The following is a 20,563-nucleotide window of genomic DNA, read 5'->3' as shown; positions in this document are numbered from 1 at the left end:
CACCTGTCGAGAGAGGGAGACAAACCGTGGAATCCGTGGTTGACGTGATCCGCAACGCGCTCGTGGAGAAGTACGGTGTGTTCGGCGACGACATGGGCGCCGACGTCACGTTCGACGACTTGGACGTCGACTCGCTGGTGCTGGTCGAGCTGTCCGTGGTGCTGGAGCGCCGCTTCGGCGTGAAGCTGCCGGACGGCGAGCTCACGCCCGAGCTGAGCCTGGGTGAGGCGGCCTCGCTGGTCGAGGCCAAGCGGGTCGCGGTGTGAGCAGGCCGGCCGCGGCGTTCTTCGACGTCGACGACACCCTCATCGCCGTCAAGAGCGTCTTCCGGTTCCTGGCCTTCCACCTGCGGCTGCGCGGGCGCCCGGACACCGAGTACGCGGCCGTGCGCGAGCGGGTGCGGCTGGCCGGCGAGACCGGTACCCGCACCGCCGCGCTGGCCGAGTACTTCCGGACCTTCGCGGGCCGCGGTGAAGCCGAGCTGGCCGGGCACGGGCGGGCGTGGTTCGACGCCGAGCTGCGCGGCGGGCGGCTGTTCCACCAGCCGGTGCTCGACCGGCTGCGGGCGCACGCCGCGACCGGTGAGGCGGTCGTGCTGGTGTCCGGGTCCTTCCCGCCGTGCCTGGACCCGATCGCCGAGCACGTGGGCGCCGACGTCGTGCTGTGCTCACGGCCGGAGGTGCTCGACGGCCACTACACCGGGTCGGTCGCCACACCGATGATCGGTGCGGCGAAAGCCGCGGCGGTGCGCGACTGCGCCGAAGCCCTCGGCCTGGACCTGGCGGCGTGCTCGGCCTACGGCGACCACGTCAGCGACCTGCCGCTGCTGGACCTGGTGGGACGCCCCGTGGTCGTCGGTGCCGACCCGGTGCTCGTCGCGCACGCCGCGGACCGGGGCTGGCCCGCCCTGGCCGGAGTCGCGGGCTGAGCCGCCCCGGTCGGTGTCCACCGCAGCGTCGCGGTGAACACCACCGGAAACGAGGGCAGCGCGCGGTATCATCCACATCACGCACAGTGCCGTGCCTCGACGTGCGACCTGCGGATTTATGGGGGAATTCGAGATGCCGAAGGCACGTGCCGACGACGTCACCGCCGGCGGCTTGCTGGCCGACCGGCGCGCCGAGATCCTGGTGCGCCTGGAGGCCAGGCTGCGCGACAGCGGGAGCCTGCTGGGCAAGGACCCGGCGGTGCTGCCCGAGTGCCTGGCGCGCGCGGACGCCATCCTCACCGCCACGGTCACCGACCTGGCGCGCTCGGCGCCGCCGGTCCAGCAGCAGCCGCAGCAGCCGGTCACGCCGCCCGGCGGCACCGGGGTGCTGATGGACGTGGTCCTGGCCGAGCTGCTGAGGGTCGCGGCCGAGCAGCCGCAGCTGGTGCCGGACCTGGCCGCCGTGCTGACCGTGCTGCACCGCAACCTCGCGTCCCAGGTGCACGCCATCGGCGACTCCTACGACACGTCGATCCTGCGCACCGCCGACGAGGCGCGGCGCCGCGAGCGCCGCCAGCTGGCCCGCGAGGTCCACGACCAGCTGGGCCACGAGCTGAGCATCGCCATGCACCAGCTGGAACTGGTCGAGCTGTACGAGGCGGCCGACGACCGGGCCGCCGCGGCGAAGCGGATCAGCGGTGCGCGCGAGCACCTGTCCGCGGCGTTGTCCATCGTCCGCCAGCTGATCACCGAGTTCTCCGACGGACCCGCCGCGCTCGACCTGGAGCAGGAGATCGTCGCCTTCGCCGACACGGCGGGCGCGTGGCGCACCGTCGTGCACGTCAAGGTGACCGGCAACCAGCGCCTGGTGCCCGACCGGCACCGCAAGGAGCTGTTCCTGATCCTGCGCGAGGCCCTGCTCAACGTGTTCGCCCACGCCGCGGCGGAGAAGGCCGTGGTGCTGGTGGACATCACCAGCGAGACGATCACCGCGTCCGTGGAGGACGACGGCATCGGGTTCGACCCGGCACGTGCGGCGGCGCGGCAGGGCTTCGGCCTGGTGTCCATGCGCGAACGCGCCGGTTCGCTGGGCGGCAGCTGCGTGGTGACCGCGACGGCCACGGGGTCGCGCGTCGACGTCGAGCTGCCGCTGCCGTGACCTCGGCACACCGCGACAGGATCACCATCCTGCTCGCCGACGACCACGTGATCCTGCGCGAGATGCTGCGCGAGTCGCTCAACGCCGAACCCGACTTCGACGTCGTCGCCGACGTGGGCGACGGCACGGCCCTGGTGGCGGCCGCCGCCGAGCTGTGCCCCGACGTGGTGCTGCTGGACATCGACATGCCGGGCATCCCCGCCGCCCTGACCGTGCAGCGGCTGCGGGAAGTCGCACCGCGCACCCGCGTGGTAATCCTGAGCATGTACGACACACCGGCGTTCGTGCAGGACATGCTCGCCCAGGGCGTGCGCGGGTACCTGAGCAAGGGCGTCAGCAGGCAGCACCTCGTCTCGGTCATCCGCAGCACCGTGCGCGACGACCGGTCCGTGCAGATCTCGGTGTCACCGGCGGCGGCGAGCATCGACCGGGCCGAGGAGCGCGAGACCCCGCTCTCCCGCCGTGAGCGGGGTCTGCTCGAACTGGTCGCGCAGGCGTTGAGCAACCGCCAGATCGCCGCGCGCCTGGGCATCACCGAAGCCACCGTCAAGCGCCACCTGCACAACATCTTCGCCAAGATCGGCGCCGTGTCGCGCATCGACGCGGTCAACAAGGCCGTCGACGCCGGGCTCATCAACCCGGCCCAGGCGACCCGCCCGGCCCCGCCCCGCCCACCGCGCGTGGACTGAGCGCCCGCCGGTCCTCCGGCGCCGGGATCAGCCCCGCGGCCACCGCTTTGTTGACCGCGTCGATCCTGGACACCGCGGCCAGCTTGCCGAAGACGTTGCGCAGGTGCCTCTTCACCGTTCCCTCGGTGATGTCCAGCCGGGTCGCGATCTGCCGGTTGCTCATCGCCTGGGCGACCAGCGCCAGCACCTCGCGCTCCCGCGTGGACAGCAGCCCTCCGTCGTCCTCGGGCTCGGCGCTGGGCATCCAGGCCACCGAGACGACGACCCGCCGGTTGTCGGCGCACACGGTGCGGATCGCCGCGGCCAACTCCTGCCGGCTCACGCTCTTGTGCAGGTAACCGCGCACGCCGAGGGACAGCAGCTCCTGCACGAGCCGCTGCTCGGCGTACATGCTCACGATGATGACCTGCGTGTCCGGCGCGACCTCGGCGATCCTGCGGACGGTGAACACCGGGTGGTGGCCCGGCATCCCCACGTCCAGCAGCACCACGTCGGGCCGCGTCCGCTCGGCCATCACCACGGCGCTGGCGCCGTCGTCGGCCTCACCGACGATCAGGAACCCCGATTCCATGCGGAGCATGTCGCAGACCGCCTCGCGCAGCAGCGTGTGGTCGTCGGCGACGACGATGCGGATCGGCGCGCGGTCAGGCACCGATCGCATGTCCCGGCTCCATCAACGGGATCGTGACCTCGAGGCGCGTTCCGGTGCCGCAGGCACTGGTGATGGTCAGCTCGCCGCCGAGCAGCGTGGTGCGCTCGGTCATCGACGCGAGCCCGTGCCCGGTGCGGCGGCGGTGGCGGTTGCGGTCGAACCCGACGCCGTCGTCCTCCACCACGGCGGCCACCCGCCACGGCGTGATCTCCACGTACACGCAGATCCGCGACGCACCGGCGTGCTGGATCGCGTTGCGCAGCGCTTCCCGGACCACCGTGTAGAGCTCGCCCACCACGTCGCGGGACAGCCGGTGCTCGTCACCCTCGACGACGACCTCGACCTCGGCCGAGGTGCAGTCGACCGAGGCGACGAACGCCTCCAGCGCCTCCCGCAGCCCGGAGACCGGTACCCGCGCCCGCAACCCGGCGATCAGCCTGCGGGTGGTGTCCAGCGTCTCGGTCAGCACCAGGCGCGCCCGCGCCACCCGGTCCCGCGCGATGCCGCAGTCCTCGGAGTGCAGCACGTCGTACAGCTCCAGCTGCCGGTGCGCCAGGCTCACGCCGTTGCCCACGTGGTCGTGGATCTCCCGGGCGAGGGTGTGCACGCCGTCGACCTGTGCCCGCTTGAACTGCTCGTACAGGAACCGGTCGTAGGCGATGGACGCCACGTGCATCCGCAGCGAGATCGACTGGTTCAGCGCGAGCATCGCCGTGCACAGCAGCGACACCCCCGCCCGGTCGTCCCCGCAGACGTCCTGGAGGGCCCGGATGGTCAACTCGACCAGCACGGCCGCGGCCCGGATCGACTCGATCGGGTGCACGTTGCCCGCCGCCCGCCGGGCCCCGATCTCCGACGCCATGACCCAGGCGTCGTCGCTGCTCACGACCCGGCCTTCGCGCAGGCTCGCGGCGCACTCGTCGAGGATCGACTCGGCGTGCTCGACGCAGCCGCGCAACGTGTCCTCGTCCTCGGCCAGGGCGGAGTGCATCGCCCGCAGCCTCCTGCCGTACTCGTCGAGCAGCGCGTCGCGGCGGTCGACGAACCGCGCCCAGACCGGTGCCACCTCCGCGCCGTGCTCGACGTCACACCGCTTGGGTAACCACCCGCTGTCCGAGGTGCTCCCCGTCACCTTGCTTTTCATGCTTTCTCCGTCACGTCTCGGTCGACAGTTCCCATGACCACTCGACCGCACTCGTGGTGCGGGACCGGAATGACCGCTCGCTTCGCCACATGACCGGAAAGGGTGCATTCCGTCAGGACGGCTCGGCGACTCCAACGGAATGGATGACTAGGCCACGCGCTGAACCGCCGCAGTCCCGGCCGCGACGGCGAGAGCGACCAGGACGTCCGGCACCCGCGGGCGTGGCGGCACCCGGCGAAGGACCCGAGCGGGAACTTCGGAAACCGGGCTATTTCTTCGGGCCACGTCGCCCCGTGCCGGCGCACGCCGTAATGGCTGCCGAATCGCCAACCGCGTACAGCGGAGCAGCAATGTGGCCCCCTGTCTTCCCCCAGTAGCGGTCCCCGGCGAGATCGACCCAGATCTCGCCGGGGACCCGGCCTGCACTCGACATTAGCACGGCTCAACCACGAGTCAACGTCTCGCCGGACACCCCGAAGCCATCTCGCAGAGTGGGCTATTAGGGGGCGAAATGTATTGGCCACACGTCAGCCGACCGGGTACCGGACGCGGGTGCGCAAAAGCAGGCCGTGAACGCGGCGCGGGTCGGCGCCGGGCCACTCGGCCGGATTCGGATCCGAAGTTACGGCGAGGTGTCGGATTCGGGTCGGCGCGGCCGAACACGGACTTCGGTCACGACGCACGGCGGCGGACGAACGCCCTGGCACACCCCGCCGGCTTTCCCGTCGCACGCTCCGCCGACGTGCGTTCCCACCGCACCGCGACGACCCGCACACCGCTCCCCCGCCGAACAGCCGGAGCAGCACTGCGGACCGCCGTCTCAGCGGGCGACCACCGCGACGACGAGCACGGCCACCGCGACGACGTGCGCGGCGTGCTGGGTGCGCATGTAGACCCGGTAGGGCGGGCCGCCCACCCGCGCGGCCACGCACAAGGCACCCACCAGCACGACTCCCGCCGGCAGGACCAGCACCGGCAGGCACCACAGCACCGCGACGAAGAACCCGACCCCGACCAGCAGGGCGTTGCCGCTGACCACCAGCCGAGTCCGGCCCGGTCCCCAGCGCACGGCCAGCGTCCGGCGCCCGGCGGCGCGGTCACCGCGGGTGTCGGACAGGTCCTTGGCCAGCGCGCCGACGCCCGCCATCCAGCACGACAACGCCACCGCCGGCACCAGCACCGGGCCGAGCTCGCCGCCACCACCGGCGCAGAAACCCGCCAGGTACGTCACGACCCCGCCGGCCAGGACGACGGCCACCGAACCCGGCGCCGACCGCTTCACGGCCACCGGCGGCACCGAGTAGGCGCAGCCCAGCACCAGGAACACCACCGTCAGCACCAGGAACCGCGTGCCGACCAGGAGTGCGCCCAGCGACGCGAGCAGCGACGCGGCGGCGGCGACACCGATCGCCGCCGCCGCGCCGAGCGTGCCCGCCGGGATGGGCCTGGTCGGTTTGTTGATCGAGTCCTCGACGGCGTCGCTGACACCGTTGAGCAGGTAGACCGCCAGCACCGCGCACGCCCACACCAGCGCGCCCACCAGCAGGCGTGGCACGTCGACGACACCACCGTCGGCGCCCACCAGCCCGCCCACGGCGAACCGCAGCGCGAACACCACCTGCACCTCGGGCCTGGCCTGGACCCAGCACATCCGCAGTACGGCTACCGCGCCCCGCGCCATGTGCTCATGGACTCCCGGCGGGGCACCGGGACGGACGCCGGGTCAAGGGCGTGCCGGACCGCTGCCCGCACCCGTCGCCTCGATCGCCGCCGCGATGGCGTCCAGGTCGCCGGGCGTCAACTCCAGCGAGGCCGCGTCGATCCAGTCGTGCAGCTGCTCGGGGCGGCGCGCACCGACGATGGCGCCGGTGACACCGCGCACCGACAGCGCCCACGCGATGGCGACGCTGGACACCGTGGTGCCGTGACCGTGGGCAATGGGCCGCAGCGCGTCGACCAGGGCCAGGTTGCGGTCCAGGTTGGTGGTGAAGTCCGGCGAGCCGCGCCGCCAGTCGCCCTCGGGCAGCGACTCGGCGCGCTCACGCGAGAACGCGCCGGTGAGCAGGCCCGAGTGCAGCGGCTGGTAGACGATCGTGCCCGTGCCGTGGTCGGCACACCACGCCAGCTCCGGCACGGAATCGCGCTGGAGCAGCGAGAACGGCGGCTGGAGGGTCTCCACGTGCGCGATCGCCTCGGCCTCGGCGAGCTCGGCGACACCGTGGTTGGACAGGCCGATGGCGCGCACCAGGCCTTCCCGCTTCAGCTCCGCCATGGTCTGCCAGTACTCGGCCAGCGGGGTCGCCCACCGCTCGGCCAGCGGGTCGTCGCCGTCCGGCACCGCGAGGGCGCCGTCACCGGGCCAGTGCACCTGGAGCAGGTCGATCCGGTCCACCCCGAGCCTGCGCAGCGACGCCTCGACATCGCGGCGGACGTACTCGGCGCGCATCACCTTGCGCGGCGAGCCGCCGAGGTCCTCGGTCTCGGTCCACACGAGCCCGACCTTGGTGAACACCAGTGGCCGGTCGGCCTCGGGCAGCTGCGCCAGCGCCTTCCCGACGACCTCCTCGGAGTGCCCGACGCCATAGGCGGGCGCGGTGTCGATCCAGTTCACGCCGCGCTCGACCAGCGCCAGGATGGTCGCCACGGAATCGGCGTCGTCCTGCGGTCCCCATCCGAACTTCCAGTCGCTGCCGCCCGCCGCCCAGGCGCCGAACCCGATCCTGCTGATCTCCATCCCGGTGGTGCCCAACGGGGTGGTGGCTGTCATATCGTCTCTCCTTGACCGCACAGGTGTGGAGGTGCATTAGAGGCGCATTCGGGCCGGCCCAGACCACTGTTCCACGGGCGACCGGCGGCGGTCGACAGGCGAGCACTACACCTTTGGTGCAGTCACTACTACTTTGGTTGTAGTCCGCCCGAACTTCGGGTGCACTGAGCATCCCACACGGCCCGGCCGGCGCTAGCCTCTGGCACGAAATGCCTCGGAAATGCAGGACAAAGCCGATTCGAGCGGCGCAGCCGACTGCACGACGAGCGACGTGATGAAAGGCCGTGAGATGTCGACTGTTGACCCAGCGCCGGCGACCACATCGCCCCCGGTGATGACGAGCCGCCAAAAAGTAGTCCTCGTGCTGTTGCTCGGCGCCCAGTTCATGGTGTCCGCCGACTTCTCCATCCTGAACGTGGCCATTCCGGTGATCGGCAACGGCCTCGGTTTCGAGTTGGAGAACTTCCAGTGGATCGCCACGTCGTTCGCGCTGGCGTCCGCCGGGTTCACCCTGGTGTTCGGCCGGATCGCCGACCTGGCCGGCCGGCGGCGCATGCTGATCGTCGGCATGGTGCTGCTGGTCGTGGCGTCGTTGGTGGGCGGTCTGGCCAACACGCCCACGCTGTTGATCCTGGCCCGGGTCGCGCAGGGCCTGGCGACGGGCATCGTGATCCCCTCGGCGATGTCCCTGCTGACCACGTCGTTCCCGGAAGGGCCGTTGCGCGACCGCGCGTTGGGCCTCAACGGCGCGCTGCTGTCCGCGGGCTTCACCGCGGGCGCGGTCCTGGGCGGTGTGCTCACCGGTGTCGCCAGCTGGCGGTGGGCGTTCCTGATCAACGTGCCGGTCGGTCTGATCGTGATCGCGCTGGCCCCGATCGTGCTGACCGAGAGCAAGCCGACGCAGCGCGCCAAGCTCGACGTCCCGGGCGCGATCACCGTCAGCCTCGGCCTGGTCGCCCTGGTCTACGGCATCTCCAAGCAGGGTGAGGACGGCTGGGGCGACCCGGTCGGCCTGCTGTCGCTGGCGGTGGCCGCGGTCCTGCTGGTGGCCTTCGTGTTCATCGAACTGCGGGTGCCGTCGCCGCTGGCGTCGATGCGCATCCTCGTGCGGCCCACGGTGAGCTGGGGCAACTTCGGTGGCCTGATCAGCTTCACGATGGAGACCTCGGCGATCTTCCTGATGACGCTGTACCTGCAGGAAGTGCTGGGGTACTCGGCGCTGGCGGCCGGCCTGGTGTTCGCCGTGCTCGGCGTGGCGGCGTTCCTGGGCGGCATCCTGGCGCCCCGCATCATCGCCAGGTTCGGCAGCCCGACCGCGTTGGTCGTCGGTCTGCTCATCCAGGGCGTCATGACCGCCGCGCTGTTCCTGGTCGACCGCGAACCCGGCAGCGTGTGGCTGGTCATCGTGGCGACCTCCGTCGCCGGTTTCGGGCACATGGTCGCGATCGTGGCGTACATGGTGACCGCCACCTCGGGCCTGCCCGACGACGAGCAGGGCCTGGCCACCGGGTTGACGTCGATGACGCAGCAGGTCGGCATCACCATCGGCATCCCGATCCTGAGCGCCATCGCGTCCAGCCGCATCCACCTGCTGGAGACCACCTCCAGCCGCCAGGACGCGGTGCTGGGCGGTGTGACCACGGCCGTGCTGGTCGACGCCGCCATCGTGGTGGGCGGCGCGCTGCTCGTCGCGCTGTTCCTGCGCAAGTCGCGCCTGGTGTCGGCACCGGCCGAAGCACCGGTGGTGGAGCGGGCCGCGTCCTGACTCCGGGCGACCGCCGCACCGGCGAGCAAGAGCACCGAAAGGGCCCCCGCACGGGGCCCTTTCGCATGTTCCGCGGTCGGTGCGAATACCACTTTCGGTCAGCCCGTGTTCTTTGGAAACACCAGCCGGTTCAACCTTCTGACCTGCGCTTAAGGTCATTTTCGGCAACGCGGTTCGCGCGTTGGGCCGAGGTGGGTCGGAGCGAAGCGAGGTGCAGATGTTGTCGTCAGCGAACACACCGACGACGGACGAACCCGTCACCGGAGCCGCGAGGGGCGACCGGTGAGCCGGGCAGCCGTCGTGCGCGGCCTCGGTGCCGTGGTGCCACCGGACGCCGTCACCAACGCGATGCTGGCCGAGCGGATGGACACGTCCGACGAGTGGATCCGCACCCGCACGGGCATCGGCCAGCGCCACGTCGTCGCGCCCGGGGTGGCGACGAGCGACCTGGCCGTGGACGCGGGCTCGCGCGCCCTCAAGGCCGCCGACGTCGACCACGTGGACCTCGTCGTCGTGGCCACCACCACCCCGGACCACCCCTGCCCGGCCACCGCCCCGTCGGTGGCCGCCCGCCTGGGGCTGGGCCACGTGCCCGCCTACGACCTGGCCGCGGTCTGCACGGGCTTCGTCTACGCGCTGGCGTCCGGCGCGGGCGCGGTGGCGTCCGGGCTGGCCAAGTCGGTGCTGGTGATCGGCGCGGAGACCTACAGCTCCATCCTCGACCCCACCGACCGCACCACGTCGGTGATCTTCGGCGACGGCGCGGGCGCGGTCGTGCTCGGCGCGGGCGAGCACGACGAGCCGGGCGCGCTGCTGGAGTTCGACCTGGGCAGCGACGGCACCCTGGCCGACGTGATCATGATCCCGGGCGGCGGGTCGCGGCAGCGCTCCGGCGGCGTGCCCGCCGACCCGGCCGACGTCTACTTCCGGATGGACGGCAAGCGCGTGTTCCGCGCCGCGGTCCAGCGCATGGCCGGCTCGGCGCGCGTCGTGCTGGACCGCGCCGGGTGGCGGGTGGACGACGTCGACCGGTTCGTCGGCCACCAGGCCAACGTGCGCATCCTGCGCGCGGTCGCCGAGGAACTGGGCCTGGCACCCGACCGGCTGGTGGTCAACCTCGACAAGGTCGGCAACACCTCGGCCGCCTCCATCCCCCTGGCCCTGGCCGACGCCGCCCAGCGCGACGAGCTGAGCAGCGGTGACCGGGTCGTGCTCTCCGCGTTCGGCGGCGGTGTCACCTGGGGCGCCTGCGCCTTGGTGTGGCCCGACATCGCGGTTTTCTAGGAAGGAGTCATGCAGATGGCTGAGCGGGCGGGCGAGCCCGACGTTCTGGTGATCGGCGGCGGCGCGGTGGGCACCATGCTGGCCTGCGACCTGTTGCAGCAAGGCGTGTCCGTGCGCGTGGTCGACCGCAAGGGGGTGCTCGACGACGGCGACCCGCACTCGCGCGCGGTGCTGATCTGGCCGCGCATGCTGGAGCTGCTGCACCGCATCGGCGTGGTGGACGACCTGGTGTCGCTGGGTTTCCGGATCACCGGGGTCGGCTACTTCTCCGGCGGGCGGCGGCTGGGCACCGTGCCGATGGACCGGCTGGGCACCGCCCTGCCGTTCACCCTTTCCCTGCCGCAGCGCGAGATCGAGAAGGTGCTGCGCAACCGCTTCGCCGAACTGGGCGGTGTCTACGAGCTGGGCACCACCCTGGAGGCCATCGACCCGGACGGCCCCGCCGTCGAGCTGCGCGGTCCGGACGGCGTGGTGCGCACCGCGCGGCCGAAGTGGGTGATCGGGTCGGACGGCGTGGGCAGCACCACGCGGCGGCTGCTGGAAGTCCCGTACCCCGGCAAGCCGTTCGAGCTGGGCATCTCGATCGGCGACTTCCCGGTCAGCGGACCGCTCGGCACCGAGGTGGAGTACCACTACTCCCGCAACGGCCTGCTGCCGATGATCCCGATGACCGACGGCGTCGGCCGGATGGCCTCGATCGTGCCGCCGGTGGGTGACGGCTGGGAGTCGTTCACCCGCGACCAGCTCCAGGAGATCGTGAACAAGCGGGCGAGCCTGCCCTACCGGATCGGCGAACCCAAGTGGATCCGGACCTTCCAGCCGCGGCCGGGCATCGCCGAGCGCTTCCGGATCGGCCGCACGTTCCTGGTCGGCGACTCCGCGCACTGCGTGGTGCCGCTGGGCGGGCAGGGGCTGAACCTGGGCATCCAGGACGCGTTCAACCTGGGGTGGAAGCTGGGCGGGGTGATCCGGGGCAGGCTGCCCGAGCCGATCCTGGACACCTACGACACCGAGCGCCGCCGGGCGGCGCAGCAGGTGACCGCCGTGGTGGACAAGCAGATCCTGGCCGCCAGGCAGATCAAGCCGCTGCCGAGCCTGGTGCGCGACGTGGTGGTGAGCACCGCGCGGGTGACCGGGATGCTGGAGAGGGTGGCCGCACCGCTGATCGGCGGGGTCGGCCTCGCGTACGGCAAGGCGCAGCAGCGGTCGCTGCTGCGGCCGCAGCCCAGGCGCGTGCGACCGGGCCAGCGGGTGCCGTTCCACTCGACCAACGGGCCGAGAACCGGACGGGGTCTGCTGGACCCCGAGCGGTTCACCGCGCTGCTGTGGCCGGGCGCCGCGACGCCGGCTAGGTGGGCCGACGACCGGGCCGAGGCGACCGCCGTGCTCGACGGCACCGCCGCCGTGTGCGACCTGGCCGGGCTACCGGCTCGGGAGCGCGCTGGGCTGATGGCGGTGTTCGGTCGGCGACCGGTGGTCGCGCTCGTGCGCCCGGACGGGCACCTGGCCGCCCTGGCACCGATCTCCCGACCACAGCCGGTGTTGTCGTTCCTCGCCACTGCGACCACGGCGGGGAAGTCGGCCGACCCAGCCGCGCTGGCCGGCTGAACGGGGACGTGCGGCGGAACGGGCTGTCCGACCGGGCAGCCCGTTCCGGCTGGGCGGCGTCGGCCACGGTGCCGGCTGGGCGGCGTGGGCGGTCCGCCGGGCCGTCGCGGGGTGCGGAATCGGGTGCACCTTTCGATTCCGGGCACTCATACTTCCGATGTAGTGGCCGTGTTCGCGCCATCGGCACCAGTAACGTTCGTCGTATCGGTAATCACGGCACAAAGGATTTTGCATGACCCCGTCGAACGCATTGCGGCGGCTCGACCGGCCGACCGGTCAACTCACCGTGGGCATCGACCTGCCCCTGGACAACGACTTCGCCTCGGCCCGGCGGCGCGGCGTGCCGGACCTGGTCCGGCACGCGGAACTGGCGGCGCTGGCCGACCGGCTCGGCTTCGCCGCCCTGTGGGTGCGCGACGTGCCCGTCCACGACCAGGTCCGGTTCGGCGACGCGGGCACGGTCTTCGAGACCTTCACCCACCTGGGCCACCTGGCCGCGACCACCACGGGCGCCGTGCTCGGCACCGCCGCCGTGGCGCTCCCGCTGCGCAACCCGCTGCTGGTGGCCAAGGCCGCCGCGACGGTCGACGTGCTCAGCGGCGGCCGGTTCGTGCTCGGCATCGCCAGCGGCGACCGGCCGGTGGAGTACCCGCTGTTCGGCGTCGACTTCGACCACCGCGACCGGATCTTCCGCAGCGCCGTGGACACCCTGCGCGCCGCCTGGGCCACTCCCGAGCCCGGTGCCGGCATCAGCGTGCCCGACCTCGGCGTGCACGCCGACCTGGCGCTGGACGTGCTGCCCAAACCGCTCGGCGGCACGGTGCCGCTGGTCGTGGCGGGCCGGGCACGCCAGTCGCTGGAGTGGATCGCGCGGCACGCCGACGGCTGGTTCAACTACCCGCGCGACGTCTCGTCCCTGGCCGGGCAGATCGCCCAGTGGCGGGCGTCGACCGACGAGGCGGGCACCCGCAAGCCGTACCTGATGCCGATGATGCTGGACCTGGCCGAGAACCGGACCACCGGGCCGTCACCGATCTTCCACGGCCTGCGGCTGGGCGGTGACGCGTTCCTCGACCACCTCGGCCGGCTCGACGAACTCGGCGTGAGCCACCTGTCGCTGAGCCTGCGCAGCAGCTCCCGGCCCGTCGACGAGGTGCTGCACGAAATCGCGGAAACCGTGCTGCCGCAATTCCCGCGGCAGGTGGTGAGCACGTCCACTGCCTCCTAAGGGGTATGGCTTCGCGCGACCCGCGATTCCTACGCTCGAAGGCGTGACGACATTCGACCAGAGGGCACCTGCGGTGGCCTGGCCCGCGGAAAGCGCACCGGAAACGCTGCGCGACCGGGTGGCCGCGCTGCACGCGCTGCGGGCGAGCGTCCGCTCCGGACCGGACGCGAGCGCCACGGCCCGGCAACACGCCAAGGGCAAGCTGACCGTGTGGGAACGGCTGGACGTCCTGCTGGACCCCGGCTCGTTCGTGGAGCTGGAAGGGCTGCGCAAGCACCGCGCGGTCGGGTTCGGCATGGAGCGCCGCCACCCTCCCGGTGACGGCGTGGTCACCGGCTGGGGCACGGTGGACGGCAGGCGGGTCTTCGTCTACGCCCACGACTTCCGGGTCTTCGGCGGCTCGCTGGGCGAGGCGCACGCGCAGAAGATCCACAAGCTCATGGACCTGGCCGAGGCGGCGGGCGCGCCGCTGGTCAGCCTCAACGACGGCGCGGGCGCGCGCATCCAGGAAGGCGTCACGGGCCTGGCGGGCTACGGCGGCATCTTCCGGCGCAACGTCCGGGCCTCCGGCGTGATCCCGCAGATCAGCGTGCTGCTCGGCCCGTGCGCGGGTGGCGCCGCGTACTCGCCCGCGTTGACCGACTTCGTGTTCATGGTGCGCGGCACCGCGCAGATGTTCGTCACCGGCCCGGACGTGGTGCAGGCGGTGACCGGCGAGGTGATCACGCACGAGCAGCTCGGCGGCGCCGACGTGCACGCCCGCGAGTCGGGGGTCGCCACGTTCGTCCACGACGACGAGGTGAGCTGCCTGGAGGACGTGCGCTACCTCATCTCGATGCTGCCGGCCAACAACCAGGAGGCACCTCCCGCCGCCGGTGCCGACGACCCGGCCGACCGCCTCAACACCGCGCTGCTCGACCTGGTGCCCGCCGACCCGTCCCTGCCCTACGACATGGGCGAGGTCGTCACCGAGGTGCTCGACGACGGCGAGTTTTTGGAGTTCCACGAGCACTGGGCGGGCAACGTGCTGTGCGGGCTCGGCCGGATCGACGGGCACGTGGTCGGTGTCATCGCCAACCAGCCGATGGTGCTGGCGGGCGTGCTCGACATCGCCGCCGCCGAGAAGGCCGCGCGGTTCGTGCAGACCTGCGACGCGTTCAACATCCCGCTCGTCACCCTGGTCGACGTGCCCGGTTTCCTGCCCGGCAGCGACCAGGAGCACCGCGGCATCATCCGCCACGGCGCGAAGCTGCTCTACGCCTACTGCGCCGCGACCGTGCCGCGGGTGCAGGTCATCGTGCGCAAGGCGTACGGCGGCGCCTACATCGTGATGGACTCCCGCTCCATCGGCGCCGACCTCTCCTTCGCCTGGCCCATCAACGAGATCGCCGTCATGGGCGCCGAGGGCGCGGCGAACGTGGTGTTCCGCAAGGAGATCGCCGCCGCACCGGACCCGGCGGCGGCCCGGCGGGACCGCATCACCGAGTACCGCGACGAACTGATGCACCCCTACTACGCCGCCGAACGCGGTCTGGTCGACGACGTGATCGACCCGGTGCGCACCCGGGCCGTGCTGGCCGAGTCGCTGGCGGTGCTGCGCGCCAAGCACGCCGGGCAGCCGTACCGCAAGCACGGCAACCCGCCGTCATGACGGGCGCCGTCGCGATCCGGGGCGGGCAGCCGGACGAGGTGGAGGTCGCCGCACTGCTCATCGCCCTCGCGGCACTGCGGGCGCCGGTGACCACGACGACGGCACGAGCACGGCAGCCGTGGACACGGCCCACCCACTACACCGCACCGACGTCGTGGCGGGGCGCCGGCCGGTCCCCGCGGTGAGCCGGACGTGCGCGGACCCGCCCGCGAGCGGGTCCGCGCCTCGCCGTCAGGCGGTGAGCAGCCTCAGGCCGTAGACGGACAGGATCTCGTTGATCGGCTGGAACCACGTCCGACCGCCGGACGAGCAGTTGCCGTACCCGCCGGACGTCACGCCCTGGGCCTGGTCGCCGGTGATGAACGAGCCACCGGAGTCGCCGCCCTCCGCGCACACGCTGGTGCCGGCCATCTGGTGCACGTCACCCTGCGCGTAGTGGATGGTCTCGTTGCGGGACTGGATCACGCCGCAGTGCCAGCGGGTGGTCGAGCCCGAGCGGCAGACCGAGGTGCCGACCGGCGCCTCCCACGAACCGCGCACCAGCGCGTCGGGGACCGTGCCCCAGCCGAGCACGACGGGCACGTTCCACCAGCCGCCGCCGGTGCGGACCCACGCGTAGTCGTTGCCGGGGAACGAGGAACCGGCGAACTGGCCCTGCCAGGACCGGTCCCAGCCGTACACCTGCGCGCCGGTGCCGCCGCAGTGCCCGGCCGTGACGTAGCCGCCGTGCACCGAGAAGCCGATGGAGCAGCGGACGTTGCCGGTGTAGTAAGGGTCGCCGCCGACCGTTCCGGCGGCGAACGGCACGGGCGCGGTGACGCCCTCCGTGTTCACCTCGACGGGCCCGAGCTCGCGCGCCTCGGCCAGGAACCGGGCGACCTCCGCGGTCTGCACGCCGGGCTGGACGTCGACCACCACCGCGCCGCTGCGCGGGTCCGGGTGCCAGCTCGTCACCGCCGCCGGCACGCGGCCCGCGCGGGACAGGTCGTCCACGCGGTCCTTGACCCGGTCGAGCTCCGCGGCCGTCCGCGAGACCAACCGGGCCTGTGCGCCGGTCGCCTCCACCCGCTCGGCCGCCGCCCGGTCGGTCACGCCGACCACGAGCACGCCCTGGTCCTGGTCGAACCAGCTGCCGCCGAACGACCGACCGGCCGCCGCACGCGCCTCGGGCGCCTTGCGGGTGGCCGCGTGCTCCCGCTCGATCCGGGCCAGTGCCTGCGACTCGGTCAGCCCGAAAGCGGTCCGCATCGCGGTCAGCAGGCCAGGCGACAGCTCCGGTGCCGCCGCCTGGGCGGTCGGTGCCACGGTCAGCCCGCTCACCACCAGCGCGGCGGCCACACCGATCTTCGTCAACGTTGTCATGCGCACGCGATCCTCCTCATCCACAGGGCGGCTCGCGGCCGGTGCAGGGCCGGTCGCGAGCCGGGACAGGTCATCGTTGAGAGCGCTCTCACGGTGCTGGTTCAGACCATGCCAACGTCGCTGCCCGCCCGTCAATCCCCCGGTTCGCCCGACCGGCCGCCGGTGATCGGCGGAATTCCACCCCGTGCCGGCACAGCCCCCGCTTACCCTTGCCGGGCTCGAACCCCGAGCACAGGGACCCTACGGAGGGGAAACAACCCGTGCACCTGCACCGAAGACTTGGCGCCGTGCTGACCGCGACCGTGGCGGCCACCGCGGCCCTGACCGGCACCGCGCAAGCCGCCACCACGATGACCGACCTGGGCACGATCCCCGGTGCGTCCTGGTCCATCGCCCGGGCCGTGAACAACAGCGGCGTGGCAGTCGGCCGCTCCTCCGGCAACGGGTGGAGCCGCGCGACGAGGTGGGCCGCCCGTGCCACCATCACCGACCTGGGCGTGCTGCCCGGTGGCCGGTACAGCAACGCGACCGGCATCAACAGCACCGGGGTGATCGCGGGTGACTCGGAGGTGTCCGATGGGACCAACCGCGCGGTGCGGTTCAACCTGGACGGCACGATCACCGACCTGGGCCTGGTCCCCGGCCACAGCGACAGCTGGGGCCTGGGCATCGACGACAGCGGCACGGTCGTCGGCGAGGGCTGGGACCGGTCGACGGGCAACCGCCGCGCGGTGAAGTGGGACGCCGCCGGTGTGCTGACCGAGTTCCCCCTGCCCGCCGGGACCACCTCGAGCCTCATGGGCGGCGTCGCACCCAACGGCATCGCGGCCGGCAGCGTGTACGCGGGCCAGCTCGAACGTGCCGTGCGGTGGAACCTGGACGGCACCGTCACCGTGCTGGCGTCACTGCCCGGCGGCGGCGACACCAGGGCGAACGCGGTGAACCGGTACGGCCAGGTGGCCGGCTACGCGTTCACCATCGACGGCGGCCAGCACGCCGTGCGCTGGACCCGTGACGGCCGGATCGTCGACCTCGGCGCCGCGAACCCGTACGGCAGCATCGCGCGGGGGATCAACGAGAACGGCATCACCGTCGGCAGCGCGCAGGACTCCACGGGCCAGTCCGTACCGACCCGCTGGGACTCGAACGGCGCCTCTCTCGGCCTCGGCCTGCCCGCTACCGCCTACACGGGCACCGCGTGGGCCATCAACCGGTCGGGCGTGATCGTCGGCAACTCCGGCCAGTACGAACCGAACCGCGCCCTCCGCTGGATCGTCGGCTGATCCACCCGGGGTGCCGTCCGCACGGTGTGGACGGCACCCCGTCACTGCACGAATCACGGCCGCCGAGGTGATCAGCAGTCCGGTGTGCCCCACGGGCGCGGTGTGGCCTGGTCGGTCGGCGCGCTGATCTCGTAGGCGCAGGTCGGCACCTCGGCGAGGTCGTGCAGGTCGGAGATGGTCAGGATCGCCAGCGGGCGGGTGAGACCGGTTCGGGAGCGGCCGAAGGCGATCGGGCCGGTGGCGCCGCCGAACTCGGCGGGCTCGCGCAGTTCCTGCGCGATGGCGGCCCGGTGGACGGGCCGGCGGGGGCCGGTCGACGGTGCCGAGGGGTCCGGGTTGGGCACCCTGGTCCGCATCCGGTTCTCCCGCACGGCCTCGACGAACAGGCCGGCCGCGTCGTAGGCCAGCCCGATCCGCTCACCCGGCCACGGCATGTGGTCGTCGGACTCGGCGAGCAGCCGGGCGAAGTCGGCCACCCGGCCCGGCCCGGTGATCCGCTGCCGCACCCGGTGGTGACCCGTGCAGAACGCGACCAGCGGGCGGGAGCCGGGGTTGTCGGCGTCCGGCGCGGAGGGCAGGCCCTTGGTGACGCAGTCGGGACCGGACAGCACGACCCGCGACCCCATCGACACGAACGACACCGCGATGCCCTTGAACTCGTTCTGCAGCCTCAGGTCGCTCTGCGCGACGAACCGGGACGTGGTGTCGTCGCCGATGACCTCGGGCCGGTCGTTCTGGCACTGGTCCACGACCTCCTTGAGGAAATCGGCGAACTCCCCCTCACGGCCCGCGAAGAAGGCGATGTTCCGCCGACCGCACACGATCTCCACCTCGCCGACCTGCCGTTGCCAGGACCGGGTGGCGGTCTGGTCGGTGCGCAGCGCGGTCAGCAGCTTGGACACCAGGCTGTCGAGGTAGTTGTCCGACAGCGGCGGGTGGTAGACGGTGACCCGCTTGCCGACGCGGCGCGCGTACTCGGCGACCAGCTCGGCCTGCACCGCGTTGCCCGGGACGAGCTGGAAGTACAGCGGCGACCGGCTGCCCAGCACCTCGCCGGTGAGCGTGGTGGCCACCACCGGCGTGCCGAGGTCGCCCAGCGCACCGATGGCGCTCTCCGTGGCGTCCACGGTCAACCCCATGCCGATCACGCCGACGATCGTGGGATCGGTCGCCAGCAGCGGTTCGAGCAGGTCGTCCACGACGGTGCGAGCGGCGGCCATCCGGTCGCCGCCGTTGGCCACGTACACCCGCAGCAGCGGTTCGGTGGTGCTCGGCCGGTTCTGGGCCTCCTGCCGGACCAGCAGCCCTTCCAGCTCCTCGGACGTGGACGCGTCCGCGCCCGGGTCGGACACCGGGTGGGTCAGGTCGGCGAAGTAGACCACGCTCACCAGCGTCCGCTCGGGACTGTCCGCGTAGAGCCGCTCGGCCTCGGCGTTCAGCTCGAACACCGCGAGCTGGGCCGCCCGCAGCCGCCGGTCCTGCCCGAAGACCCGGGCCGGGTCGTCGCTGTAGCCCACGCACGACTGGATGGCGTCGACCCACCGGACCGCGACACCGGGCGCGGGGTCGGGCAGGCAGTCGTTGTCCACGCGCACCAGTCCCCACCGACCGCCGGTCAGCGCCACGGCGGCCAGCAGGGCGAGCACCACGCCGACGACGACCGGCTTGCGGGCGGGCAGCGGTGGTCGGCGCGGGCGGATGTCACCCAGGTCCTGCCAGGCCGACTCGTCGGCCTGGGTGAGCGCCCGGTCGTCCGACTCTTCGGGCAACCGCACGAAGACGAACCGCGCGTCCGCCCGCAACGCCTGCCGGTGCACGGGCAGCCCGGCCGCCCACGCGTCGAGCTCCGCCTTGATCCGGCTGACCGGCTCGACCGGCCGACCGGGCTGCAGGTCCGCGGGCTTGTCGGCCGCGGTGGCGATCACCAGCAGCGGGTCGTGCTCGGTCGACTCGTTGCGGACGTCGTTGATCAGCCGCAACAGCTCCCAGCCGCCGTTGTCCTCGGTGAGGCCCGACAGCAGCACGACCGTGTACGCGGTGCGCTGCCACCGGCGCAGCCGCAGGCCGCGTGGCCGGTAGGCCTGGCGCAGGTCCTGGAGGAACGCGTGCACGAGCAGCTTCTTGACGTGCTCGGGGTTCTCCTCCGCGCGCCTGCCCGCGGTGAGGCGTTCGGCGAACCCGGTGAACGTGGTGGAGTGGCCGGGCACCATGAACGGCTGCCGCATCAGCCACCGCGGTTCCCGGCCGATCAGCGGCACACCGCGCAGCCACAACCGGAACCTCAGCGGCCGGTGCCAGACCGTGAACAGCGCCATCGCGAGCCGCGCGAGCACCGACTGCCCGGCGACCTGGTGCAACGCCGACTGCTGCTCCACGTCGACGGCGCGGTCGGCGGCGTCGTACCAGTCGCGCAGCTCCCGCACGATCGCACGGCCGTCCGGCCTGATCTGGGGCGGTTGCAGGCGCCTGCCGGTGAGCCAGTCGACCAGCCGGTAGTGGCGGAACGACCTGAGCCGGTCCAGGGCGAACCGGTCGGCCAGCAACCGGCTGTGCAGCACGTCCAGCAGCGGCAGCAGCGGCGCCTCGCGCTCGACCTGCGACCACCGGGCCTCGGCGACCTCCGCCGCGCGTTCCGCCTCCACGTGGGCGTGCGGCACCTTGCGCTTGCGCCGGGCGTCGATCTTCTCCAGGCGGACGTCCAGCGCCTTCGGCACGTCGGTCCCGCCGTCCGGATCACCGACCAGGCAGAGCAGCGGGAGCGGTCGGTCGCCGCGCAGGCCGTCCCGTCCTCGACGCGGGCTCCACCCCGGCCGGTCCACGAGGTCCCGGACGACCGACAGCAGCACGTGGACACCACGGAAGAGCGGATCGTTCACCCTTGCGCCTCATTCCCTCGGAACCGATCCGAGCAGTATCGAGGCGGCGGTGGCGGCCAACTCGCCAGTGGCCGGAACGTGCATTCGATCGGACGAATCGCGCGGCGGGCGTGCCACGAATATTGCGGCCGAACGCGCGGGAACGGGTGCCGCCCGCGCGGACGGCA

At 72.4% G+C, this 20,563-nt stretch carries 17 protein-coding genes; 11 read left to right on the top strand and 6 right to left on the bottom strand.

Annotated elements, in window-relative coordinates; translation table 11 throughout:
- The first annotated feature begins 26 nt into the window (after positions 1–26).
- The 4 genes from B0I31_RS05490 to B0I31_RS05475 all read left to right on the top strand — a co-directional run bounded on the left by B0I31_RS05490 (position 27) and on the right by B0I31_RS05475 (position 2,776).
- Complete coding sequence (locus tag B0I31_RS05490) at positions 27–266, top strand: phosphopantetheine-binding protein (RefSeq protein WP_106614215.1); 240 nt, start codon at positions 27–29, stop codon at positions 264–266.
- A complete protein-coding gene (locus B0I31_RS05485) occupies positions 263–928 on the top strand; it encodes an HAD family hydrolase (RefSeq protein WP_106614214.1) in 666 nt (221 codons plus the stop codon). Before B0I31_RS05490 ends, B0I31_RS05485 begins: the two co-directional genes overlap by 4 nt.
- Positions 929–1,061: 133 nt before the next feature.
- A complete protein-coding gene (locus B0I31_RS05480; RefSeq protein ID WP_181320006.1) occupies positions 1,062–2,087 on the top strand; it encodes a sensor histidine kinase in 1,026 nt (341 codons plus the stop codon).
- Positions 2,084–2,776, top strand: a complete 693-nt coding sequence (locus tag B0I31_RS05475) for a response regulator (RefSeq protein WP_219910604.1) — start codon at positions 2,084–2,086, stop codon at positions 2,774–2,776. Before B0I31_RS05480 ends, B0I31_RS05475 begins: the two co-directional genes overlap by 4 nt.
- Here the strand turns inward: B0I31_RS05475 and B0I31_RS05470 are convergent.
- The 4 genes from B0I31_RS05470 to B0I31_RS05455 form a co-directional block, all read right to left on the bottom strand.
- On the bottom strand, positions 2,721–3,437 hold the full coding sequence (locus B0I31_RS05470) for a response regulator (protein WP_181320005.1): 717 nt from the start codon (positions 3,435–3,437) through the stop codon (positions 2,721–2,723). The two genes, B0I31_RS05475 and B0I31_RS05470, sit on opposite strands and share 56 nt — an antisense overlap.
- Positions 3,421–4,572, bottom strand: coding sequence for a sensor histidine kinase (locus B0I31_RS05465; RefSeq protein WP_106614212.1), 1,152 nt, complete (start codon positions 4,570–4,572; stop codon positions 3,421–3,423). Before B0I31_RS05465 ends, B0I31_RS05470 begins: the two co-directional genes overlap by 17 nt.
- Before the next feature lie 820 nt (positions 4,573–5,392).
- The gene (locus B0I31_RS05460) at positions 5,393–6,253 is read right to left on the bottom strand and encodes a UbiA family prenyltransferase (protein WP_106614211.1); all 861 of its coding nucleotides are present in this window, start codon (positions 6,251–6,253) and stop codon (positions 5,393–5,395) included.
- A gap of 42 nt (positions 6,254–6,295) precedes the next feature.
- A complete protein-coding gene (locus B0I31_RS05455; protein WP_219910603.1) occupies positions 6,296–7,339 on the bottom strand; it encodes an aldo/keto reductase in 1,044 nt (347 codons plus the stop codon).
- A 274-nt stretch (positions 7,340–7,613) separates the two neighbouring features.
- On the opposite strand from B0I31_RS05455, the gene B0I31_RS05450 reads away from it, so the two are divergent.
- From B0I31_RS05450 to B0I31_RS05425, 6 genes are all read left to right on the top strand, one after another.
- Positions 7,614–9,104: an MFS transporter gene (locus B0I31_RS05450; RefSeq protein ID WP_425444348.1), complete on the top strand. Its 1,491-nt coding sequence runs from the start codon at positions 7,614–7,616 to the stop codon at positions 9,102–9,104.
- A gap of 282 nt (positions 9,105–9,386) precedes the next feature.
- Positions 9,387–10,388, top strand: a complete 1,002-nt coding sequence (locus B0I31_RS05445; protein WP_106614210.1) for a beta-ketoacyl-ACP synthase III — start codon at positions 9,387–9,389, stop codon at positions 10,386–10,388.
- Between the two features lie 15 nt (positions 10,389–10,403).
- Positions 10,404–11,996 carry an FAD-dependent monooxygenase gene (locus tag B0I31_RS05440; RefSeq protein ID WP_181320004.1) on the top strand — a complete coding sequence of 531 codons (1,593 nt, stop codon included), beginning with the start codon at positions 10,404–10,406 and terminating at the stop codon, positions 11,994–11,996.
- A gap of 232 nt (positions 11,997–12,228) precedes the next feature.
- The gene (locus B0I31_RS05435) at positions 12,229–13,224 is read left to right on the top strand and encodes a TIGR03571 family LLM class oxidoreductase (protein WP_106614208.1); all 996 of its coding nucleotides are present in this window, start codon (positions 12,229–12,231) and stop codon (positions 13,222–13,224) included.
- A gap of 127 nt (positions 13,225–13,351) precedes the next feature.
- Complete coding sequence (locus tag B0I31_RS05430; protein ID WP_245949751.1) at positions 13,352–14,875, top strand: acyl-CoA carboxylase subunit beta; 1,524 nt, start codon at positions 13,352–13,354, stop codon at positions 14,873–14,875.
- Positions 14,872–15,060: an acyl-CoA carboxylase epsilon subunit gene (locus tag B0I31_RS05425; RefSeq protein WP_106614206.1), complete on the top strand. Its 189-nt coding sequence runs from the start codon at positions 14,872–14,874 to the stop codon at positions 15,058–15,060. The genes B0I31_RS05430 and B0I31_RS05425 overlap by 4 nt, the downstream gene beginning before the upstream one ends.
- Positions 15,061–15,106: 46 nt before the next feature.
- Here B0I31_RS05425 and B0I31_RS05420 read toward each other — a convergent pair whose 3' ends face one another.
- A complete protein-coding gene (locus tag B0I31_RS05420) occupies positions 15,107–16,237 on the bottom strand; it encodes a S1 family peptidase (protein ID WP_106614205.1) in 1,131 nt (376 codons plus the stop codon).
- 287 nt (positions 16,238–16,524) lie between these two features.
- Between B0I31_RS05420 and B0I31_RS05415 the strand changes: the two genes are divergently transcribed.
- On the top strand, positions 16,525–17,520 hold the full coding sequence (locus B0I31_RS05415) for a hypothetical protein (protein WP_106614204.1): 996 nt from the start codon (positions 16,525–16,527) through the stop codon (positions 17,518–17,520).
- A gap of 71 nt (positions 17,521–17,591) precedes the next feature.
- On the opposite strand, the gene B0I31_RS05410 is transcribed toward B0I31_RS05415, so the two are convergent.
- Complete coding sequence (locus B0I31_RS05410; protein ID WP_106614203.1) at positions 17,592–20,396, bottom strand: type 1 periplasmic-binding domain-containing protein; 2,805 nt, start codon at positions 20,394–20,396, stop codon at positions 17,592–17,594.
- Positions 20,397–20,563 lie beyond the last annotated feature (167 nt).

The organism is Saccharothrix carnea (assembly GCF_003014735.1).
GTDB lineage: Bacteria > Actinomycetota > Actinomycetes > Mycobacteriales > Pseudonocardiaceae > Actinosynnema > Actinosynnema carneum.
This window is presented reverse-complemented; position numbering and strand designations above follow the sequence as displayed.